Consider the following 20657-nt stretch of genomic DNA (forward strand, 5'->3'; position numbering starts at 1 on the left):
CTCGAGAGTTCTATAACATTTCAATTAGGCGATCTTTGACCTCATCTCGCTCTGTTTCTTGTCTGCAAATAATGAGAATAGTGTCATCACCACAAATCGTACCTAAGATTTCCTCCCAATCTAAATGATCTAGTAAGGAACCGATTGCATGTGCATTACCAGGTAATGTTTTCATGACTAACATATGGCTTGTACCATCAATCGATACAAATGCATCAGCTAATGCTCGATGTAATTTTTGTATTGGATTAAATCGTTGATCAGCTGGTAAACTATATTTATAACGTCCATCTTGTAATGGTACTTTTATAAGATGCAGTTCTTTAATATCACGTGAAATAGTTGCTTGGGTTACATGATATCCTGCCTCTTTTAACATATCGACAAGATCATCTTGTGTTTCGATTTCATTATTCGCGATTAAATCACGAATTCGAATATGTCTTTGGCTCTTATTCAAGCGTTTTCACCTCTATGCATAATTATGCTTATTCACTAATAACGTAACATTTTTTCTTTATTTTAACAAGAAAAAACACGGTCCGACAAAACTTGGACCGTGTTATTTTAACTGTTGATGTGCTTCATTAACAATTGAGGCAAAATCAGTATACGATTGGGTCTCTTCTCCATCCTTAGGATTATAGAGGTGGAACAAAAATTCAATATTCCCTTCTCCACCCGTAATTGGTGAGTACGAAGCATCTTTTATGACAAATCCAATCGATTTTGCAAAAGTTGCAATTTTATTTAGTACTTCTAAATGGGTTTTCGGATCACGAACGACCCCTTTTTTGCCTACTTTCTCTTTACCCGCTTCAAATTGTGGCTTTACTAGCGCGACCACGTCACCTCCAGGTAACAAAAGTGTTTTCAAAACAGGTAAAATTAGTTCTAATGAGATAAAAGATACGTCAATCGTTGCAAAATTTGGTAATCCTTCCACCAAGTCAGATGCAGTTACATAACGGAAGTTGGTTTTCTCCATAACTGTTACTCGCTCATCTGAACGGATTTTCCAAGCTAACTGGTTTGAACCAACATCCAATGCGTAGCAATGCATGGCACCATTTTGTAAGGCACAGTCTGTAAAACCACCTGTTGATGAACCTATATCTAACATTAATTTGCCTTTTACATCTACATCAAAAATTTTCAATGCTTTTTCTAATTTTAAACCACCACGACTTACGTATGGTAGTTGGTGTCCTTTAATGGTTAGTTCGCTATCGACGGGGATTTTTTCCCCCGCCTTATCGATTCGAACTTCTTTTGAAAATACAAGCCCCGCCATTATTGTGCGTTTTGCCTTTTCTCTTGTTTCACATAAGCCACGTTGAACTAATAAGATATCAACGCGTTCTTTCGGAATTTTCGTTGTCATTATGCTTTTAAACCTGCTTGCTTTTTGGAATTTTCGGCTATTAATTTCTCAATACGTTTAACTGCTTCCTCATCTGTAATATTTAAATCACGAAGCAATAAATCAACACTTCCGTGCTCTACAAATTCATCAGGAATACCTATTCTTTCGATTAAATCAGTTGAGTAGTGATTGTCATTTGCAAATTCTAATACTGCACTACCAAAACCACCTTCAAGCATTGCTTCTTCAATCGTTAATATTGGTTTGCCACTTTGCATTAATCGAATGAGCATGTTCTCATCCATTGGTTTGATGAATCGTGCGTTAATTATTTCTACTTGAATGCCTTTTACAGAAAGTTTCTCAGCTGCTGCTTCAGCCATAGGAATGGTTGTGCCGAATGTAAGAATAGCTGCATCTTTTCCTTCACGAAGAACTTCCCAAGAACCGATAGGAATACTTCGTAATTCCTTATCCATTGGAACCCCTAAACCATTACCACGTGGATAACGAAGTGCAATTGGACCGTCCTCATAATCTAATGCTGTTTTTACTAAATGTTGGCCCTCGTTTTCGTCTTTTGGCATCATGATGACAATGTTTGGCATATGACGCAAGAATGAAATATCAAATACGCCTTGATGTGTTTCTCCATCAGCACCAACAAGTCCAGCACGATCAATTCCAATGAAGACGTTTAAATTTTGGCGACAAATATCATGCAGCATTTGATCATATGCACGTTGTAAAAACGTTGAGTAAATAGCTAAAAATGGTTTTGTACCTGCTGCAGCAAGACCAGCTGCCATTGTTGTGGCATGTTGCTCAGCAATACCTACATCAAAGAAGCGTTTTGGAAACTCTTTTGCAAAGCCTTCTAATTTTGAACCTACAGGCATTGCAGGTGTAATCGTGACAACTCGGTCATCTTCTCTTGCAATACGTGTAACCGTATCTGCAATTAATTTTGACCAACCTGGTGCATTTGTAGATGATTTTACAAAATCACCCGTCTCAATTTTATAAGGTCCTGTGCCGTGCCATGTACCAATCGTATCATTTTCAGCTGGTAAATAGCCTTTACCTTTTTTCGTAATGACATGAATAATTACTGGACCTTGCATTTTTTTTGCATTTTGTAGTGTTGCTTCTAGCGTTTCAAAATTATGACCATCTATTGGTCCAAGGTAAGTGAAACCTAGTTCTTCAAAGAATACTCCTGAAACAAGTAAATATTTTAGACTATCTTTTACTCGTTCTGCAGTAGAAGCTAACTTCCCGCCTACTGCCGGGATTTTCTTAAGAAGCATTTCTAAATCGTCTTTTGCTTTATTATATTGGCTTGCTGTGCGAAGGCGACCTAATATATTATGCAAAGCACCAACATTCGGTGCGATTGACATTTCATTATCATTTAAAATCACGATCATATTCGTTTTTTCATGACCAATATGATTTAACGCTTCAAGCGCCATACCACCTGTTAAAGCGCCATCACCGATGATTGGAACTACATAATGATGTTCACCTTTTACATCCCGTGCAGCTGCCATACCCATCGCAGCAGAAAGAGATGTGGAACTATGACCTGTTTCCCAAACATCGTGTTCGCTTTCTATTCTTTTTGGAAAACCACATAGGCCTTTATATTGTCGAAGTGTATCAAAATCTTTTGCACGGCCTGTTAATATTTTATGGACATACGCTTGATGTCCTACATCAAATAATAATTTATCTTCAGGACTTTTAAATGCACGATGCAATGCGATTGTCAGTTCAACAACTCCTAGGTTTGGTCCAATATGGCCACCTGTTTTTGAGCATTTCTCGATTAAAAACCTTCTTATATCATAGCTCAGATCATAAAGTTGTTTAGTATTAAGTTCTTTCAAAAAGGATGGACTAGATATGTTGTTTAAATCCATCGCCATCACACACCTTTTCATTATAGATTCATCGCACAATGTTTTTTACTATTATAACAGTGTTAAACAATTGCACAAAATTTAATGTGCTGTTATTTGTTACGATGAACAATATATTCAGCAAACTCTTTTAATAATTTACTTTCAGATGGCAACTTTTCTAATGCTTCAATTGCTTTATTGTAATGTGCATGTAGTTTTTCTTTTGCACCATCTAATGATAATAATGCAGGATATGTGCTTTTATCGCTAGCAATATCTTTTCCTGCAGTTTTACCAAGTTCTTCACTTGTTCCTTCGATATCGAGAATGTCATCTTTTATTTGGAAACATAGACCGATATGATGTCCATATTCTACTAGGATTGCCTTTTCTTCTGTAGATGCACCTGCTAAAATTGCTCCTGCTTCTACACTGAATCGAAGAATTGCCCCAGTTTTATTTATATGAACATTTTCTAATTCTTCTAATGTTAATTGTTTTGTTTCACCCTCGATATCTAGGATTTGTCCACCTACCATACCTTCAGCACCAGCTGCTAGGCTTAGTTTATCAATAAGTTCTAAACGCTTTTTATCATCAACTTGTTTCATACGAGCTAAAATACCAAAAGCTAATGTATTAAGTGCATCACCTGCTAAAGTGGCAAATGCATCTCCATACACTTTATGGTTCGTCAATTTTCCTCTTCTATAATCATCGTTATCCATACTTGGTAAATCATCGTGAATCAATGAGTAGGTATGAATCATTTCAATGACAGCACCTACAGTATACGCTGCATCATTTTTTACATTGAAATGGTCCATAACAGCTAAAACAAATAGAGGACGAACTCTTTTTCCACCTGCATTTAATGAATAAAGCATTGATTCTTTTAATATATCGGGTGCTGTAATTTCGTTCACTAGATCATTCATCCGTTTCTCAACGACAGGAATGTTATCATTCATAAATCCTTTTAACTGTTGCATCATTTAGTTGGTCCCTCTTCTCCATTCTGTTCAAACGGTTGTTCATCTCCGTTTTCATCCATAACAGACACAAGTTGTTCTTCTGCCTTCGTCAGTTGCTCATGGCAGTACTTGGATAGTTTCATGCCCTTTTTATACAGTTCAATTGCATCTTCCAATGGTACTTCGCCTTGCTCTAATTGGTGAACAATTTCTTCAAGTTCATTGATTGATGCAGCAAAAGTTTGTTTTTGACCAGTCATCTATTATACTCCTTTATCCTCCATAGTAATCGAAGTAATGGTAGCAGTCGCTTTGCCATCCTGTAAGTGAAACTCGACTTCATCTTGTTCCTTTATATCTTGAATCGATTTAATCACTTTCCCATTATGATAAGTAAGACTATAACCTCGTGTCATGATAGATAATGGGTTTAATACTTCTAAAGTTCTAATAACCGAACCAAATTCTTTTTTCTTTTGGTTAACTAATTGAAAAACTGCTTTTTTTAGCAAATTTTCTACATTGTCAACACGAGTTTTTTCAATACGTATTTGCATCATTGGTGAACGTAGCTGTACTCGATGATTAAAACTATTTACTTGTTGTAATTTGACATTTAAATAATTTGCTATACTTTGGTGTAATTGCTCATCAATTCTCGAAACGTGCTCGATAAAAGGTCTATAAAGTCTTTCAGGATACGCTAAAGGATATGATTTTTGTAAGCGCTCTAACTTCGCTCTCTCGTCCCGTATTCTACCTTGTGTTAGCTGGAAGAGTTGAGACTTTCTTGTAAGTAAATATTTTACTAAGTCATCACTACTTGGTACTGCTCTTTTTGCAGCAGCAGTTGGCGTTGCAGCACGTACATCTGCGACTAAGTCCGCTATTGTAGTATCTGTTTCATGACCAACACCACTAATTACAGGTAACACACTTTCAAATATGGCTCTAGCTACAATTTCTTCATTGAAAGCCCATAAATCTTCAATTGAACCTCCACCACGCGCAACGATTAATGTATCAATACCTGGTGTATTGTTCGCCTGATTAATAGCTTTAACGATACTTTTTGCAGCATACTCTCCTTGTACAAGGCTTGGAAAAATCACGATATCACACAATTTATAATGTTGTTTAATCGTTGTACAAATATCTCGGATTGCAGCCCCTGTAGTTGCAGTTACAACCGCGACTCTCTTTGGAAAAGTTGGAATGGGCTTTTTATATTGGTCTGAAAAAAGACCTTCTTTTTGAAGTTTTTCTTTCAATTGCTCAAAGGCTAAATATAAACTACCTAGTCCATCGGGTTCCATCGATTGCGCATAAAGTTGATATTGCCCACTACCTTCATAGACATTGACATCACCTTTTATGAGCACTTTCATACCGCTTTCAGGCTTGAATTTTATGTTTTTTGCACTTGAGGCAAACATTACTGCTTTAACTTGAGTTTTTTCGTCTTTCAACGTGAAATAAATATGACCTGAACTAATATGATGCTTAACATTTGAAAGCTCACCTTTAACATATACGTTTCTGAGGTGAGGGTCTACATCAAATTTTTTTTTAATGTATTTGGTTAATGCTTGGACTGTTAAATAAGGTGTGCTTGTCAAATATCTTCAAACTCCTTATCTATAATAGTACTGCTTGGATATTACTTTATTGTAACTTGAAATACTATTTACTTTTTCTTTTTCAATGAAATGAAAACCTGTTTAATACAAATTATATTTTGGAATGGAGTGGAATTAGCTACGCTTTCCTGCGGGAGTCTCCGCTAATTCCATTTCTACAAGGTTGGATTACTAATCTCTTCAATAGTTTCTATCCAAAATTATATTCATAATAGTTGTACATTCTTACTATTCGTTGAATTACTCTATCCCCTGGGAAAGCATCACTAATTTTAATACAACAAACTAAGTTTACCATTTAAATAGGGCTGTCTTTCGCTAGAAAAACAGCCCATGACGTTACTATTTTACCTGTTTTGCGCTCATTTGTCTTTTGAAAGCTTTTTTTTAGCTGATTGCAATGTATTGTATAATAACATTGTAATCGTCATTGGACCAACGCCACCAGGTACTGGTGTGATTGCTGAAACTTGATCAATTACTGCGTCGAAATCTACGTCTCCACAAAGTTTGCCGTTTTCATCACGGTCCATGCCAACGTCAATGACTACGGCTCCATTTTTAACATGCTCAGCACCAATCATTTTCGCACGACCTGTTGCAACAACTAAAATGTCTGCTTGTTTTGTAATTGCTTTTAAATCAGGTGTTTTTGAATGGCAATATGTAACTGTTGCATCACTTTGTAGTAAAAGTTGTCCCATTGGTACACCCACGATATGACTGCGACCAATTACAACTGCATGCTTACCTGCAATTTTAACATTCGCATGTTCTAATAGTTTCATAACGCCGAATGGTGTGCATGGTAAGAATGTTTCCTGACCTAATAACATTTTACCAACACTAATCGGATGGAATCCATCGACATCTTTATCAGGAGAAATCGTAGCTATTACTTTTTGTTCATCGATGTGTTTTGGAAGAGGTAATTGAACTAAAATTCCGTCGATTGATGGATTAGCATTTAGCTGTTCAATTTGTTGTAACAAAGCTTTTTCTGTGACTTCTGCTGGTAATTTAATTAGTTCTGAGTAGATTCCCATTTGTTCACATGACTTTTGTTTATTTCTTACATAAGTTTGCGATGCAGGATCGTCACCTACTAAAATAACTGTTAGACCTGGAGTAATACCTTTTTCTTTTAAATCATTCACTTCTTGTTGAATGGATTGTCGAATTGTATTGCCAATTTCTTTACCGTTAATTAGTTTGCCTGACATGTTGTTAACACTCCCCAATTTCAGCTTTTTGATATTCAATTATGCGAATTTAGATAATACACCATTAACAAATTTACTTGATTTTTCATCACCAAATGTTTTACTTAATTCAATTGCTTCATTTAAAACAACACTTTTAGGTGTTTCTGGTGTATACATCAATTCATAAGCCGCTAAGCGTAAAATTGTACGTTCAATTTTAGCTAAACGATCAAATGACCAGTTTTCCAATTTCCCTGCCAATGCAGTATCAATTTCTTGTTGATGTTGAACTGTTCCAGATACTAATTTTTCATAGAAATCATTTGTTTGTTCTTCCATCACATGTTCCATTGCTTCTTGAATTGTTAACTCTGTATTTTCTAGTTGAAAAAGTGTTTGTAATGCTTTTTCACGCGCTTCTCGTCGCTTCATTTTTACTTGTGCTCCTTTATACTACTACATTGGGACATTGCTCGACTGCTATATGTTGTAAATTAGCTAAATCCGACATATGAGACCCAGTATGTGAAGTGTTTCAATTGTTTACAATTAGCTTTATTTTATCACAAAATATTATTCACCGCATGGTTTTGTGTCAATATCATTAATATCTTATCGAATTCTGTCAATGTGCACTTATATTTCAATTACTTTTTTTGGAATATCTTTCTATTCAGCTTTTTATAATGCAAAAAAAGAGTGTCTTAACAGTGATTTTGCTCACTTTTAAGACACTCTTTCATAATGGTCGTTATAGAATATGTATGTCATCAAATAAAAAGTTCTTCGTTTGCATACTATTCCATCCATAAGAGGTATATTTACGTTTTTGCATTATTCACTTGGTCAAATTGGATCCCAGTAATATGCACATTCACTTCTTTTGTGACGTGAGATGTCATATTTGCAATGGCTTCTCGGATTTGAGATTGAACTTGTTTAGCTACTTTTGCGACAGATACTCCATATTGCACAAAGCAATAAACATCCACGATTAAGCCTTCCTCCGTCCATTCTGTTTTAATCCCTTTACCATGGACCTTTTTCCCAAATTTCTCTACCACGCCTGTTGCAAAACTCCCTCTTGTTTTAGAGATACCTTCCACTTCAGTTGTAGCAATTCCTGCAATCACTTCAATTACTTCAGGTGCAACCTCAATCTTACCTAATTCAGCCTTTCCTGTTGGCGTGTTTTGAGGTAGAGATTGTACGACTTTTTCAGCCATATAGTTCGACCCTTTCTCGTATTATGAATTCATAACGTCATTTTCTTCTAGGAATTTTGTGTTGAATTTCCCTGATTTAAATACTTCATGATCCATAAGTTTTTCGTGGAAAGGAATTGTTGTTTGAATGCCAGGTCCTTCAACGATAAATTCACCAAGAGCACGTTTCATTTTCGCAATTGCTTCTTCACGAGTATCCGCATGTACGATTAGCTTAGCTACCATTGAATCATAGTATGGCGGAATTGAATAACCCGGATACATTGCTGAATCGATACGTACACCATTGCCACCAGGAGCTAAGTAGTTTTCAACTTTACCAGGTGATGGCATGAAGTTTTTAGATGGATTTTCTGCATTGATTCGGCATTCAATTGCCCAACCATTCACTTTCACATCATCTTGGTTATACTCTAATTTCTCACCAGATGCAATTTTCAACTGTTCACGAACAAGATCGATGCCTGTAATAGCTTCAGTGACAGGGTGTTCTACTTGAATACGAGTATTCATCTCCATGAAGTAGAATTTATCTTCTTTATAATCATAGATAAATTCAACAGTACCTGCACCACGATAGCCACAAGCTTTAGCTGCTTTAACTGCTGCTTCGCCCATTTCTGCACGTCGCGCTTCAGATAGTGCTGGTGATGGAGCTTCTTCAACTAGTTTTTGCATACGACGTTGAACAGTACAGTCACGTTCACCTAAATGGATAGTATGTCCAAAGCTATCAGCTAATACTTGAATTTCACAATGGCGGAAATCTTCGATGAATTTTTCTAAGTATACGCCAGGATTCCCAAAAGCAGCTGCTGCTTCTTTTTGGGTAATTTGAATACCTTTGATTAAATCTTCTTCAGTGCGTGCAACACGAATTCCTTTACCACCACCACCGGCAGTAGCTTTTATAATTACTGGGTAACCAATTTCTTTTGCCACTTCAACTGCTTCATGCTCATCTGCTACAAGGCCTTTAGAACCTGGAACAGTTGGAACGCCAGCTGCAATCATTGTGTCTTTTGCAATATCTTTGATACCCATGATTTTAATCGCTTCAGAAGTTGGACCGATAAAAGTAATGCCTGCATCTTCACAAGCCTCTGCGAAGCTAGCGTTCTCAGCTAGGAAACCGTACCCAGGGTGAATCCCATCACAACCTGTTTTTTCAGCAACTGTAAGAATTCGGTCAATTTTCAAATAGCTATCGCTAGAAAATTTTGAGCCGATACAATAAGCTTCATCTGCAAGTTGGACATGAAGTGCTTCACGATCTGCTTCTGAATATACTGCTACAGATTGAATATCCAATTCTTTACATGCACGAATAATACGTACTGCGATTTCGCCACGATTTGCAATCAATACTTTTTTCATTATGGTATGGCCTCCCTTAGTTTTCTTTCACTAGGAATAAAGGTTGACCATATTCCACTAATTCGCCGTCTTTTACAAGTACTTCGACGATTTCACCTTTAACTTCTGCTTCAATTTCATTGAATAATTTCATTGCTTCTACGATACAAACGATGGTTTCTTCCCCTACTTTGTCTCCTATTTTAACGAAAGCATCAGATTCAGGATTTGGAGCTTGATAGAAAGTACCAACCATTGGTGAAACGATTTTTTGTAGTGATGCATCGTCAGAAGCTTCAACTTTTGGCGCAGGTGTTTGAGTTTCTGCAACAGGTGCTGCTTCAGCTTTAGGAGCTACCGAAACTTGCGCTTGTGGTGCAGGTGTTGTAACCGCTTTAGCAACTTGTACTGGTGCGTCAGTTACAACAGTAGTAGCACCATTCTTTTTAAGTTTTACCTTTGTGTCATCAACTTCATAAACGAATTCATCAATAGAAGAACTATCTACTAGTTTGATAATTTCGCGAATCTCTTGAATTTTCAACATACATTACTCCCCTAACTTGTGTGTAGTATAATACATCTCTATTCTATCTCGTTTGATGTATTTTTTAAACACCTATTTGGAAATATGCATTATTCAAGAAAATTCGCTCAATTACTAGTTAATTGTTTCAGATTGGAAATCTACAACGATCTGACCAGAGTTATTCATCTCTTTTTTCACCATATAAACGATCTCATTTGCCTTTTCTTTTGATAATTCATTTGCCTGTACTGTAACACGAATTCTATCATCCTCAGCTCGTACAAATGCATCAGGATAGCCTAAAGTTTTGATTAACATTTCTAGCATTGCTTCGTTAGATTCATTTTTAGTAATCGCATCAATTTGATCAAACGCTTGATTTTTTTCTTCCGCTGTATATTGAGAAGAAGCAATTTTTTGAGTTAACGTATCTTTTAATTGACTTCTTTCGTTTTGTAATTCCATACGCATTTCTTCAAAAAGGTGACTTTCTGTATTTACTGTAGTTGTTTTATTTGAAATATCACTAATTTTTGTATCTTTTAATGCATTGTCACTGAAAATTGCTAGTCCATTAAATGGTGTCACAGGGTTGGATAGATAATATACCGAAATAACCGCAGCTAAACTTAGTAATGTTAAAAACCATACTGCTTTCTTTTTTACTCTCAATTTAAATCCTCCTTTTTCTCCATTGGTCGAACGACAATTCGATGAGTTGGTATTTCTAGTACACTTGATAAAACTGTAATGAGATCATTTTTTACTGTTACTGAATCAGCTCCTTCTGCCACGACCAAAACGCCCGTCACTTTTTGTTCATTACTTTTTGAATTTGGTTGCCAACTAAAATATTGGCTAAGCGATGATTCACTCTTTTGTTCAACAGAATCAGGCTGATCATAATAAAAATAAACCATCACTTTTCCAACGCCCTCAATTGAACTTAGAATAGATGTTAACTCTTGATATTGACCAGTATCGTCTTTGGAAGGACTAGCTACATCATCAGTTCGGTTTGAAAGGCTCCAAATACCACTAACTAAGACCAGTACAACAATTACTCCTGCGATAAGGTATTGCGTTTTTTTAAACTGTAGCGCTTTTCCAAGGACATCTCCTCCTTCAAAACATTAACAACTAGTACATCCTATGAAGAGACTAGGACCAATATGCAAAACAAGCTATAAAAAGAAATGGCTAATGCAATAAAGTGCTACGACCATTTTAAGGAGCAGCGTAGCTTCTTCTTCATGTTGTCTCGGCAAAATTAAAAGCAATATTTTCCCTATAATTGCATATACCAGTAAACCCATTAAAAATTTTGCCACTACGCTCCTCCCTTACTCAATTGCATTTGAATCATGAGGACGACCATCATAATGGTGAAAAAATAGGCGAAAGCAATTAAAAATGAAACTGCACATAAAATAAAAAGTGTCTTACTAATATCTTCAATTAATCCATTCACTTTGCTATCAGTGAAAGGCTCTAAAACAGCAGCAAGAAATCGATAGCTAAAACCTAATATTAAAATATTTAATGTTGGTAATATCGTTACACTCCAAACGCTTACTAATAATCCTGTACTTGTTGTGACTAATGCGGCTGAAGAATACTTTTTGAAAGTATTAAGAGATTCTGAGACAAGGGATCCAATGATCGGGATATTTTGAGATATTAACCGTTTAACAGGTTCCGAAATATCCCCAGAGAAAGTACCGATAATGACACCATTTGCTGCTAGTAGCATTGCGTAAATAACAACAGAAACGGAAACAATACTTAATACGGACATCCGCAAAAAATCAGCCATTTTAGCAAAAGATAATTCTGGTAGCATTCTTGTGATAAAATCGAAAACAAAAGTAGAGATTAAGGCTGGTATTAAAAATTTCGATACTAGTACCAAAATCGTTTGCAAAAACATTAAAAAAACGGGACTAATCGCTAATACAGAAAATAGTCCCGAACCAAGTAGTAATGATGAAGATAATAACGGTGATAATACAACATAAATATGCATTAGCTGATCTGTTATTTCTTGCATTTGCTCAAATGCAGTAAATACAGGTTTAATGGTTACCATAATCACAACGAGCAAAAAGAAAAACCTTGTCCATTCTTTCATCTTAGGAATTAACCAATTGATGCATAGAAATAGAAATCCATATAGGAAGAAAGATCGTAATGCAAATAGTTGTTCTTTAAATGGCTCTAATAAGAGAGTAGTTATTTGTTCGATTGTTGCAACCTCCTATGGCATTAATAGCTTATCCCACTGCTTTAAAAGCGTACTTAACTCGTCCAACCATAGTGTAACAATCCAAATTTTAATCGCTAGATGACTGATAAAAGCAATGCTCCCATAATCATTCTCTTCTAGAAGATGAGTAACAATAATCGAACAAAGATAAAGAAAAGAGCTGCCTAATATTAATGGTAAGTATGGTAAGTCGAATAAGTAAAAAGTTCGTAACCTTTGCCAAAAAGGCAGTACAAATTGCATCATTAAATAACTACATAATATAAAAAAAAACACGATTGTTAGTAGCTGATGTAACTGAGGTGACGCCATTTGAATTCCTACCAAAAGCAGAAGTGATATCAATATAAAGAATAGGAACATCATCTATGACGTCATCAGCCATTGGAAAAATGTAATGATCTCATCAAAGAAGAGACGTAAGAATCGAAGCAGCTCTATCGTTATATATAGATATGCTATAAAGTTTAGAAAAAAGGAGAATTCCTTTTTCCCTGTTTGTTCAAAGAAAATATGCAATAACCCTAATACAAGTCCAATACCAGCAATACGTAGTAAATCTTGTAGTTCCGAAATCGCCCCTCCTCTCTCTTCATATTTATGGTATGAGCTTATAAAATATGCAAAAAAACAGCGCTCGCAAGAAATGCAGAGCACTGTTTTTTAAGATTACATTAAATTATAATTTAATTATGCGCGAGAAACGTAAGAACCATCTGAAGTGTTAACGATTAATTTATCACCTTGGTTTACGAAGAATGGTACGTTTACAACTAAACCAGTTTCCATAGTTGCTGGTTTAGAACCTCCTGTTGCAGTATCACCTTTGATACCTGGTTCAGTTTCTGCAACTTCAAGTACAACTGTATTTGGTAAATCGATACCAAGGATTTCTCCTTCAAACATCATGATATATACTTCCATGTTTTCTAATAAGTATTGTAATTCATATTCTAATTGATCTTTTGTAAGTTCGATTTGTTCGTAAGATTCCATATCCATAAATGCATAAGCATCACCTGATGCATATAGATATTGCATTTTGCGAGTATCGATTTGTGCTTTCTCAACTTTTTCACCAGCACGGAATGTTTTTTCTGTAACGTTACCATTACGAAGGTTACGTAATTTTGAACGTACAAAAGCTGCACCTTTACCTGGTTTTACGTGTTGGAACTCAATTACTCGGAATAGGTTACCATCAACTAAGATTGTTAAACCTGTTTTAAAATCGTTAACTGAAATCATTTCTAAATATCCTCCAATATTAAATTATAAGATGATTAATTCTTTTGGGGCATGAGTTAATTTTTCATTGCCAGTCGCTGTAATAAGCGTATCATCTTCAATACGTACGCCACCAATACCTGGTAGATAGATTCCCGGTTCACATGTTACGACCATGCCAGGTTCCAAAACTACACTTGAACGATGGGATAATGCAGGACCTTCATGTACTTCTAAACCAATCCCATGACCAGTAGAATGCCCAAAAGCATCACCATAGCCATGTTCTTTAATATAATTGCGTGCAACTGCATCTGCTTCTTTTCCTGTCATACCGGGTTTAAGTTTTTCTAAACCAAGTAATTGGGCATTTAAAACTATTTTGTATATTTCTTTAAGCTGATCAGTTGGTTCCCCAACAGCAACTGTACGAGTTGTATCAGAGATATAACCATTGTATAAAGCACCATAGTCTAAAGTGACTAAATCACCTTTTTCAATAATTTTATCAGTTGCAACCCCATGTGGCAATGCTGAACGTAATCCTGATGCAACAATCGTATCAAATGATGAAGAAGTTGCACCTAGTTTTCGCATATAGAACTCCATTTCATTGGAAACTTCTAGTTCTGTTTTACCTGGTTGAATAAACTGAATAATATGTTCGAAAGTAGCATCTACAATTTCACATGCGACCTTAATAATTTTAATCTCTTCAGGTGTCTTAATCAAGCGGATATTTTCAACAAGTTCTGATACACCAACTAAATCAGCTTTGATCAGTTTAGAATATACTTCATACATTCCATAGCTTACTGTATCTTTTTCAAATCCAAGGGTTTTTATACCCATCAATTGAACTTGATTCGCAATTTCCTCCATAATGGTTCCTTTGTTTTCCACAATACGGTATCCTTTTACTTGATTGCCTGCTTGTTCTGTATATCTGAAATCAGTAATAAACACCGCATCATTTAAAGACACAATCGCAACACCTGTTGTACCTGTAAAGCCTGTCATATATCTCCGATTGAAATCGTTTGTAATTAAAAGGGCATCTAAATTTTGTGATTGCAGTATTTTTCGTAACTTTTCAAGTTTTTCCATAGTTGTTATCCCCTTTTTTAAGCTTCTAAAAACATACGTAGTGCAGCCAGATATCCAAAAGTACCAAGTCCTGTTATTTGTCCAACACAAACTGGAGCAAGGTAGGAATGATGTCTGAATTCCTCACGCTTATGTACATTGGAAATATGAATCTCAATCACTGGTACATTTACCCCAGCAATTGCATCTCTTAGTGCAACACTAGTATGCGTAAATGCACCAGGATTAAAGATGATTCCGTCAATCCCTGTGTCCTCTGCTTCGTAAATCCAATCAATCAGTTGCCCTTCATAATTGGATTGTAAAACATTAATCTCAGCATCGAACTCGGCTGCTAAGCCTTTAAGTTTCGATTCAATATCCTGTAAAGTTTCAGAACCATAAATGGTAGGTTCTCTTTTACCTAGACGATTCAAATTTGGACCATTTAAGCATAAAAACTTCATCCAATTTCCTCCCCTAACTATAATATCCTTATTTTAGCACATTACTAGAATCGGGCAACGTATTTTGAGAATCTAAACTTCTGACTTTAGCATGATATGCTGCTGTTTGAAATATCCACAATAGGTGAATGGCTATGACAGTAGCTAAAGGAATTGAAAACTTGTGTATATAGAATGTCTTTTGAACAGACCATTCAATTAACCAAACAATTACAATTGCAAAAACTAATGATAAGAAATCCATTCGAGCCTTTTTTAATAATTCAGCCATTCCAAATAATATTGCAGCAATTATTATTATTATGATCCAAAGAATGAACCATTTTACAACTGTATGTGAACCACTAAATACATGCCATTTTTTTGTCCAACCAATTGGTGAAAATTTCATAAATTTAAATACTTCTAATATTTTCAATGAAAGTGTAAACGTAATAGAACTACATAATATAGTCCAAAAAAATGTTTGTAATCTCAACTTAAATTCCCCTCCTTAGCTAAAAGGATAGACAAATTCCAATAATAATATGCTTTCTCTAGAGCTTTGTACATTTTTTTAGTAAAATAAGGTGAAACTTCATCGAAAGAGAACTAAAGGCTTAATTCCTATTTAAAAAGCAGGAACAAATCAGTTTGAATTCATTTAAAGAGAGCGGTGTTTGCAGTGAAAAATCAATCGAATCTTCCTATTTATGGAGGACAAGCATTGGTTGAAGGAGTCATGATGGGAAGCAAAGAACATACAGTTTCAGCAATTCGCCGTAATGACAACTCAATTGAATATTTTTATGTAGCTAGAAAAAAGAATCCGAAGCTTCAAAAGTTTAAAAAGATTCTTTTTGTTCGTGGAATCATAGCTTTAATTGAATCTGCGGCGAACGGTACGCAACATTTGCAGTTTGCGAGTGAGCGATATAATGTAAATCCCGGAGAAGAAAATAAGGATACTTCAGAAAAAAAGGAACGTTCAAAGTTGGAGATATGGCTTGGTGTTGCAGCAGTTGGCGTAATATCCTTTCTCTTTGGAAAATTTATTTTTACTTTAATTCCTGTTTTTTTAGCACAACTATTTCATGCATGGTTACCCAACAAAACGGAACAAATACTTTTAGAAAGTGGCTTTAAGTTAATTTTATTATTGAGTTACATATACTTTGTATCCCTTACGCCATTGATAAAACGCGTTTTTCAATACCACGGATCCGAGCACAAAGTAATCAACTGCTTTGAAAATGGCCTACCATTAACAGTTGAAAATGTACAAGCTCAAACGCGGTTACACTATCGTTGTGGTAGTAGTTTTATCTTATTTACGGTAATCGTAAGCATGTTACTTTATTTCTTCGTACCCACCGATCCATTTTGGCTACGAATAGTAGATCGAATTTTGCTCATCCCAGTTGTACTCGGGGTAGCATTTGAAGTGTTACAAGCTACAAATGCTTGTCGTAATATTCCTATTTTACGATTTTTAGGTTATCCTGGTCTTTGGCTTCAACTTCTAACAACTAAAGAACCAAATGACGAACAAGTAGAAGTTGCAATTGCTTCGTTTAATAAGTTACTAGAAATTGAAAAAGACCCATCGCAAATACCCGATCAAGTTGTATAAAAAATGCAAGGCATCTATAGTTTGATGCCTTGCATTTTTATTTCTTATTTTCTTTCCTCATTTTCACAATTTTAATAATGAAATACGGAACAAGCCAAAATATCAAATAATAGATAGCAAAGTTCCAATAGGATTGATCTAACATTGTGTAAATGACTAAGGCATATGCAATAAGCGAAACTCCTAGCGCAATTAGTGGATTAATACGATTAATAGCACATGAAATACCTTGAACTAAAAATGCCAAAGGGAATATAATCGTTAAGCCTAATAAAAAGAAAGATTTATTGACATCACCTTCACCAAATGCTCCAAACATAGCTAATACAGTAAGCGTAAGCATGGTGAAAGCCGGGAATACAATACCGGCAATTTTACTATACATGAAACTCTTCCTCCTTGCAGTTCCTTCTATTTTAACATGAATAAGAATGCAAAAAGAAACAATATCTAGACTTTCTCTTGATTCTTAAACTGTTCCCATGCATCAAAGAATTCTATATAATCATGTATTGTAAAATCAGCAGAAGCACAATTTCCTTGAAACATACAAGTTGAAAATCCCACCTTTTTTGCTGGTATTAAATCTAATTCTCTATCACCGATTGCTAATGTTAAATTATATTTATCATGTAGATATTGATAGGATGCTGGATTTGGCTTTCTTGCAAATCCATTTTCAGTCGTTACAATTTCTGCAAAATAACGGTCTAAATGATAGAATTCTAAAACTTTTTCTACTACTTGTCGTTCTTTATGTGTCATGATTACATTACAATCTGCTTGACGTAAAACCAACTCAATATTCGGAAATGGAGGCATTTGTTCCATTTGCAGGGCAAGATTTTCTTTAGTAAATTGTGAAATTTCTTGATCTGTTAATTGAAAATAGTCAAATGCATAGCCAAAGGAAACTTTTAAATGCTTCATCACGTTTTCATAACTTTCTCTTTGGTGAATGGTTTCAACTAGCAGTTTCGCATACGCAGGATATGTATTACATATAGTTCCATCAAAATCCCATAAAATATTCAATTTGTTTCACTCCAATGTAAGAAAATCCAAGTATGCTTTTAATACATACTTGGATTTTCAATTTGAATTCAATATAAAGAATTATAGTCCACATTTTAGTTGGGCGCCACAATTTGTGCAAGTGTTGCAGCCACCTAATTCTTCGACTGTACCTTGGCGACAAACAGGGCAAGTGTTTCCTACTTCAGAACCAATTGTCACATTTGTTGAACGTAAATCTTGAATTGTATCAACTAGTACTATTGGGCGTTTTTCTACCACTTTTTCTTCTGTCATGATGTCATCCATAACATTTTCTTCTGCTTTCAGTGTAAGTACTTGTGAATCACGGCTACCGTCAACATAAACAGTACCACCTTTTGCTCCACCATTGTATAAACGTTCATATACTTTTTGTACTTGTTCAACAGTATATCCACGAGGAGCATTAACCGTTTTAGAAATAGAGCTATCAATCCAACGTTGAATGATACATTGTACATCCGCATGTGCTTCCGGAGCTAATTCCATTGCCGTAACAAACCATTCAGGTAGGTTGTTTTCATCGGCATCTGGATGTGCTGTCAAGTATTCTTGTACAATATCTGCTTTCACTTCGATAAATTTACCAAGTCTACCACTGCGATAGTAAGTAAATGAGAAGTATGGTTCTAAACCAGTTGAAACGCCAACCATTGTTCCCGTAGAACCAGTAGGAGCTACTGTTAATAGATGGGAATTACGAATACCACTTTCAAGTACTGCTTGACGGATGTCTTCTGGCATTTTCTTCATATAGCCTGTTTCGATATAACGTTTACGAAGTTCGGCAGTTTCTCCATCGCTTTTCCCCACTAAGAACGGGAAACTTCCGCGTTCTTTTGCAAGCTCTGTTGATGTTTCATATGCAGTCACCGCGATGGCTTTGAAGATTTCATCTACTAAAATATTACCTTCTTCTGAGCCGTACTCTTTTTCACAGTAAATTAGTAAATCTGCTAAACCCATTACACCTAGGCCGACGCGTCGTTCACCTAATGCTTGCACACGGTTTTCTTCTAAGAAGTATGGTGTTGCATCAATTACGTTATCTTGCATTCGCACACCTACACGAACAGTTTCTTTTAATGCTTCAAAATCCACTGTTTTTGTCTCTTTATCTGCAAATTGAGCAAGATTCACTGCTGCTAAATTACATACAGAATAAGGCGCTAAAGGTTGTTCCCCACAAGGATTTGTAGCTACAACTTTTTGTCCATAACTTTTAGCATTTGTCATATCATTTGCGTTGTCAATAAAGAAAATACCTGGTTCGGCCGAATACGTTGCACAGATATTAATCAAATTCCAAAGTTCACGCGCTTTGATCGTTCGGTATGTGCGAACTGCATGTCCCATCGCTTCCCATTCACGGACATCACCACATTTATGCCATTCTGTGTTATATGACTCCATCTCTTTTTCATCATAGTCTTCTACAAATGGGAATCGTAAATCATAATCTTTGTCATTTTCTACTGCTTCCATAAAATCATTTGTCAAAGTAACGGATATATTCGCACCAGTTAAGAATTCTGGATTGTTTACACTGTAAGTACCGCCATCACGTAGTTTTGTTTCAGCGTCTTTGAAAATCATTTCATTGAAGCCACCAAAGCCTGGAATATTTTTATAGTTTAGTATACCTTGATACATAGCTTTTTCTTGCTCTGTTAAAGGCTTAAATTTTAGTTTTTCTTTAGCTAAGCGTTTGATTTCATCATCTTTTGTATTTTCTATTAAGAATCTTAAAATTCGAGGGTTTTGCATTTTCGAAATGATAAATTCAAAAATATCAGGGTGATTACAACTTAGCATAATCATTTGTGCGCCACGACGAGAACCACCTTGTTCAACAAGATGTGTCAGTTTAGCAATATCATCTAACCAAGAAACAGATCCTGAAGATTTACCATTTACACCACGAGCTAACGTATTGCGTGGACGTAATGTTGAACCATTAGTACCAACCCCACCACCGCGGCTCATAATTTCCATTACTTGTTTTCGGTGATCACTAATTCCTTCACGTGAATCAGGTACAAACGGCATTACATAACAGTTAAAGTAAGTTACTTCAGTGCCAGAACCAGCCCCATAGATAACTCGTCCTGCTGGGATAAAGTTAAGACTTACAAGTTGTTGATAGAATTTCTCATACCATTCTTTTCGTTTTTCTTCTGTTTTTTCTACAGATGCTAAACCAGTTGCATTACGCTTTGCTATTTGTTCGTAAAACACTTCTAGAGGCTTTTCAATGACATCTAATGAACGAGTAACAATTCCTGCAACTTGCTCTTCTGGATCATCTATTGCGCTACGATAATCCTCTTCTATTAACACTTTCGCCTTCTTATTCTCTCCATCAATTGAAACGATATATCCTAGACCGCGAGCAGGAAACTTCGGATCTGCTTTTACTGTTAAAACAACAAAATCCCCCGCTTTTAATGTCTTCTTTTCAGTATCTTTGAAAGAATAACGGTCAATCATCACTAATTTAGAAACACCTTTATGCGTAATGTGCATTTCTTCTGTTATAGGATGGACTTGGGGGAATTGTTGTATGTCCTTATTTAATTGTTCAATGTCGATTGTTTGATGATTATGCTGTGATGCAAGTACCATATCATCGCCTCCCTATTTATTAAAACACAATATGTAGTGCTAATTCATTTAATAACAATACTATATATTGATAATAAATGCAAATAGAGAGTTTTTGCGAGAATCCTTGTCATAT

General features: G+C 35.6%; 25 protein-coding genes. 1 reads left to right on the forward strand and 24 read right to left on the reverse strand.

Translation table 11 applies throughout. The features are described from left to right. Nucleotides 1-10 precede the first annotated feature (10 nt). From ahrC to ACWV26_RS12830, 21 genes are all read right to left on the reverse strand, one after another. Nucleotides 11-460, reverse strand: coding sequence for a transcriptional regulator AhrC/ArgR (gene ahrC / locus ACWV26_RS12730; RefSeq protein ID WP_455895109.1), 450 nt, complete (start codon nucleotides 458-460; stop codon nucleotides 11-13). Between the two features lie 102 nt (nucleotides 461-562). Next, complete coding sequence (locus ACWV26_RS12735) at nucleotides 563-1384, reverse strand: TlyA family RNA methyltransferase (RefSeq protein ID WP_455895110.1); 822 nt, start codon at nucleotides 1382-1384, stop codon at nucleotides 563-565. Next, the gene (gene dxs, locus ACWV26_RS12740) at nucleotides 1384-3291 is read right to left on the reverse strand and encodes a 1-deoxy-D-xylulose-5-phosphate synthase (RefSeq protein ID WP_455895111.1); all 1908 of its coding nucleotides are present in this window, start codon (nucleotides 3289-3291) and stop codon (nucleotides 1384-1386) included. The genes ACWV26_RS12735 and dxs overlap by 1 nt, the downstream gene beginning before the upstream one ends. Nucleotides 3292-3383: 92 nt before the next feature. Then, nucleotides 3384-4268 (reverse strand): polyprenyl synthetase family protein, encoded by an 885-nt coding sequence (locus ACWV26_RS12745; RefSeq protein WP_455895112.1) that lies wholly within the window; start codon nucleotides 4266-4268, stop codon nucleotides 3384-3386. Beyond that, nucleotides 4265-4507: an exodeoxyribonuclease VII small subunit gene (locus ACWV26_RS12750; protein WP_455895113.1), complete on the reverse strand. Its 243-nt coding sequence runs from the start codon at nucleotides 4505-4507 to the stop codon at nucleotides 4265-4267. Before ACWV26_RS12750 ends, ACWV26_RS12745 begins: the two co-directional genes overlap by 4 nt. 3 nt (nucleotides 4508-4510) lie before the next feature. After that, the gene (xseA, locus tag ACWV26_RS12755; RefSeq protein WP_455895114.1) at nucleotides 4511-5866 is read right to left on the reverse strand and encodes an exodeoxyribonuclease VII large subunit; all 1356 of its coding nucleotides are present in this window, start codon (nucleotides 5864-5866) and stop codon (nucleotides 4511-4513) included. Between the two features lie 383 nt (nucleotides 5867-6249). Beyond that, on the reverse strand, nucleotides 6250-7110 hold the full coding sequence (gene folD / locus ACWV26_RS12760) for a bifunctional methylenetetrahydrofolate dehydrogenase/methenyltetrahydrofolate cyclohydrolase FolD (RefSeq protein ID WP_455895115.1): 861 nt from the start codon (nucleotides 7108-7110) through the stop codon (nucleotides 6250-6252). A 39-nt stretch (nucleotides 7111-7149) separates the two neighbouring features. After that, nucleotides 7150-7524, reverse strand: a complete 375-nt coding sequence (nusB, locus tag ACWV26_RS12765) for a transcription antitermination factor NusB (RefSeq protein ID WP_455895116.1) — start codon at nucleotides 7522-7524, stop codon at nucleotides 7150-7152. A 389-nt stretch (nucleotides 7525-7913) separates the two neighbouring features. After that, on the reverse strand, nucleotides 7914-8318 hold the full coding sequence (locus ACWV26_RS12770; RefSeq protein ID WP_455895117.1) for an Asp23/Gls24 family envelope stress response protein: 405 nt from the start codon (nucleotides 8316-8318) through the stop codon (nucleotides 7914-7916). A 21-nt stretch (nucleotides 8319-8339) separates the two neighbouring features. Then, the gene (gene accC, locus ACWV26_RS12775; protein ID WP_455895118.1) at nucleotides 8340-9695 is read right to left on the reverse strand and encodes an acetyl-CoA carboxylase biotin carboxylase subunit; all 1356 of its coding nucleotides are present in this window, start codon (nucleotides 9693-9695) and stop codon (nucleotides 8340-8342) included. 16 nt (nucleotides 9696-9711) lie between these two features. Then, on the reverse strand, nucleotides 9712-10221 hold the full coding sequence (accB, locus tag ACWV26_RS12780; protein WP_455895119.1) for an acetyl-CoA carboxylase biotin carboxyl carrier protein: 510 nt from the start codon (nucleotides 10219-10221) through the stop codon (nucleotides 9712-9714). A gap of 114 nt (nucleotides 10222-10335) precedes the next feature. Continuing rightward, nucleotides 10336-10875, reverse strand: a complete 540-nt coding sequence (locus ACWV26_RS12785; protein ID WP_455895120.1) for a SpoIIIAH-like family protein — start codon at nucleotides 10873-10875, stop codon at nucleotides 10336-10338. Beyond that, nucleotides 10872-11126, reverse strand: a complete 255-nt coding sequence (locus tag ACWV26_RS12790) for a hypothetical protein (protein ID WP_455895121.1) — start codon at nucleotides 11124-11126, stop codon at nucleotides 10872-10874. The genes ACWV26_RS12785 and ACWV26_RS12790 overlap by 4 nt, the downstream gene beginning before the upstream one ends. Nucleotides 11127-11387: 261 nt before the next feature. After that, nucleotides 11388-11534 carry a hypothetical protein gene (locus ACWV26_RS12795; RefSeq protein ID WP_455895122.1) on the reverse strand — a complete coding sequence of 49 codons (147 nt, stop codon included), beginning with the start codon at nucleotides 11532-11534 and terminating at the stop codon, nucleotides 11388-11390. Then, on the reverse strand, nucleotides 11534-12334 hold the full coding sequence (locus ACWV26_RS12800; RefSeq protein WP_455895123.1) for a stage III sporulation protein AE: 801 nt from the start codon (nucleotides 12332-12334) through the stop codon (nucleotides 11534-11536). The genes ACWV26_RS12795 and ACWV26_RS12800 overlap by 1 nt, the downstream gene beginning before the upstream one ends. A gap of 126 nt (nucleotides 12335-12460) precedes the next feature. Then, nucleotides 12461-12781, reverse strand: coding sequence for a hypothetical protein (locus ACWV26_RS12805; RefSeq protein WP_455895124.1), 321 nt, complete (start codon nucleotides 12779-12781; stop codon nucleotides 12461-12463). Nucleotides 12782-12835: 54 nt separating this feature from the next. Next, a complete protein-coding gene (locus ACWV26_RS12810) occupies nucleotides 12836-13045 on the reverse strand; it encodes a SpoIIIAC/SpoIIIAD family protein (protein ID WP_455898250.1) in 210 nt (69 codons plus the stop codon). 114 nt (nucleotides 13046-13159) lie between these two features. Next, nucleotides 13160-13717 (reverse strand): elongation factor P, encoded by a 558-nt coding sequence (gene efp, locus ACWV26_RS12815; protein ID WP_455895125.1) that lies wholly within the window; start codon nucleotides 13715-13717, stop codon nucleotides 13160-13162. Nucleotides 13718-13741: 24 nt separating this feature from the next. Beyond that, nucleotides 13742-14803, reverse strand: a complete 1062-nt coding sequence (locus tag ACWV26_RS12820; RefSeq protein WP_455895126.1) for a M24 family metallopeptidase — start codon at nucleotides 14801-14803, stop codon at nucleotides 13742-13744. 17 nt (nucleotides 14804-14820) lie between these two features. Further along, nucleotides 14821-15249 carry a type II 3-dehydroquinate dehydratase gene (aroQ, locus tag ACWV26_RS12825; protein WP_455895127.1) on the reverse strand — a complete coding sequence of 143 codons (429 nt, stop codon included), beginning with the start codon at nucleotides 15247-15249 and terminating at the stop codon, nucleotides 14821-14823. A 28-nt stretch (nucleotides 15250-15277) separates the two neighbouring features. After that, nucleotides 15278-15727, reverse strand: coding sequence for a hypothetical protein (locus tag ACWV26_RS12830; protein ID WP_455895128.1), 450 nt, complete (start codon nucleotides 15725-15727; stop codon nucleotides 15278-15280). A 243-nt stretch (nucleotides 15728-15970) separates the two neighbouring features. Between ACWV26_RS12830 and ACWV26_RS12835 the strand changes: the two genes are divergently transcribed. Then, complete coding sequence (locus tag ACWV26_RS12835; protein WP_455898251.1) at nucleotides 15971-16861, forward strand: DUF1385 domain-containing protein; 891 nt, start codon at nucleotides 15971-15973, stop codon at nucleotides 16859-16861. Between the two features lie 37 nt (nucleotides 16862-16898). On the opposite strand, the gene ACWV26_RS12840 is transcribed toward ACWV26_RS12835, so the two are convergent. The 3 genes from ACWV26_RS12840 to ACWV26_RS12850 form a co-directional block, all read right to left on the reverse strand. Next, nucleotides 16899-17246 (reverse strand): hypothetical protein, encoded by a 348-nt coding sequence (locus tag ACWV26_RS12840; protein ID WP_455895129.1) that lies wholly within the window; start codon nucleotides 17244-17246, stop codon nucleotides 16899-16901. A 65-nt stretch (nucleotides 17247-17311) separates the two neighbouring features. Continuing rightward, entirely contained in the window at nucleotides 17312-17896 is a 585-nt protein-coding gene (locus ACWV26_RS12845; RefSeq protein ID WP_455895130.1) for an HAD-IA family hydrolase, read from the reverse strand. Nucleotides 17897-17977: 81 nt separating this feature from the next. Further along, a complete protein-coding gene (locus ACWV26_RS12850) occupies nucleotides 17978-20542 on the reverse strand; it encodes a vitamin B12-dependent ribonucleotide reductase (RefSeq protein WP_455895131.1) in 2565 nt (854 codons plus the stop codon). Nucleotides 20543-20657: the final 115 nt, after the last annotated feature.

It is taken from the genome of Rummeliibacillus sp. JY-2-4R, from assembly GCF_053847205.1.

Coding starts and splice junctions, on each gene's coding strand:
- accB (WP_455895119.1), bottom strand. CDS start 10,221: ATGTTGAAAATTCAAGAGATTCGCGAAATTATCAAACTAGTAGATAGT.
- accC (WP_455895118.1), bottom strand. CDS start 9,695: ATGAAAAAAGTATTGATTGCAAATCGTGGCGAAATCGCAGTACGTATT.
- ACWV26_RS12800 (WP_455895123.1), bottom strand. CDS start 12,334: ATGAAAGAATGGACAAGGTTTTTCTTTTTGCTCGTTGTGATTATGGTA.
- ACWV26_RS12805 (WP_455895124.1), bottom strand. CDS start 12,781: ATGGCGTCACCTCAGTTACATCAGCTACTAACAATCGTGTTTTTTTTT.
- aroQ (WP_455895127.1), bottom strand. CDS start 15,249: ATGAAGTTTTTATGCTTAAATGGTCCAAATTTGAATCGTCTAGGTAAA.
- ACWV26_RS12735 (WP_455895110.1), bottom strand. CDS start 1,384: ATGACAACGAAAATTCCGAAAGAACGCGTTGATATCTTATTAGTTCAA.
- ACWV26_RS12835 (WP_455898251.1), top strand. CDS start 15,971: ATGATGGGAAGCAAAGAACATACAGTTTCAGCAATTCGCCGTAATGAC.
- ACWV26_RS12770 (WP_455895117.1), bottom strand. CDS start 8,318: ATGGCTGAAAAAGTCGTACAATCTCTACCTCAAAACACGCCAACAGGA.
- dxs (WP_455895111.1), bottom strand. CDS start 3,291: ATGGATTTAAACAACATATCTAGTCCATCCTTTTTGAAAGAACTTAAT.
- folD (WP_455895115.1), bottom strand. CDS start 7,110: ATGTCAGGCAAACTAATTAACGGTAAAGAAATTGGCAATACAATTCGA.
- ACWV26_RS12750 (WP_455895113.1), bottom strand. CDS start 4,507: ATGACTGGTCAAAAACAAACTTTTGCTGCATCAATCAATGAACTTGAA.
- ACWV26_RS12820 (WP_455895126.1), bottom strand. CDS start 14,803: ATGGAAAAACTTGAAAAGTTACGAAAAATACTGCAATCACAAAATTTA.
- ACWV26_RS12850 (WP_455895131.1), bottom strand. CDS start 20,542: ATGGTACTTGCATCACAGCATAATCATCAAACAATCGACATTGAACAA.
- ACWV26_RS12745 (WP_455895112.1), bottom strand. CDS start 4,268: ATGATGCAACAGTTAAAAGGATTTATGAATGATAACATTCCTGTCGTT.
- nusB (WP_455895116.1), bottom strand. CDS start 7,524: ATGAAGCGACGAGAAGCGCGTGAAAAAGCATTACAAACACTTTTTCAA.
- efp (WP_455895125.1), bottom strand. CDS start 13,717: ATGATTTCAGTTAACGATTTTAAAACAGGTTTAACAATCTTAGTTGAT.
- ACWV26_RS12840 (WP_455895129.1), bottom strand. CDS start 17,246: ATGTATAGTAAAATTGCCGGTATTGTATTCCCGGCTTTCACCATGCTT.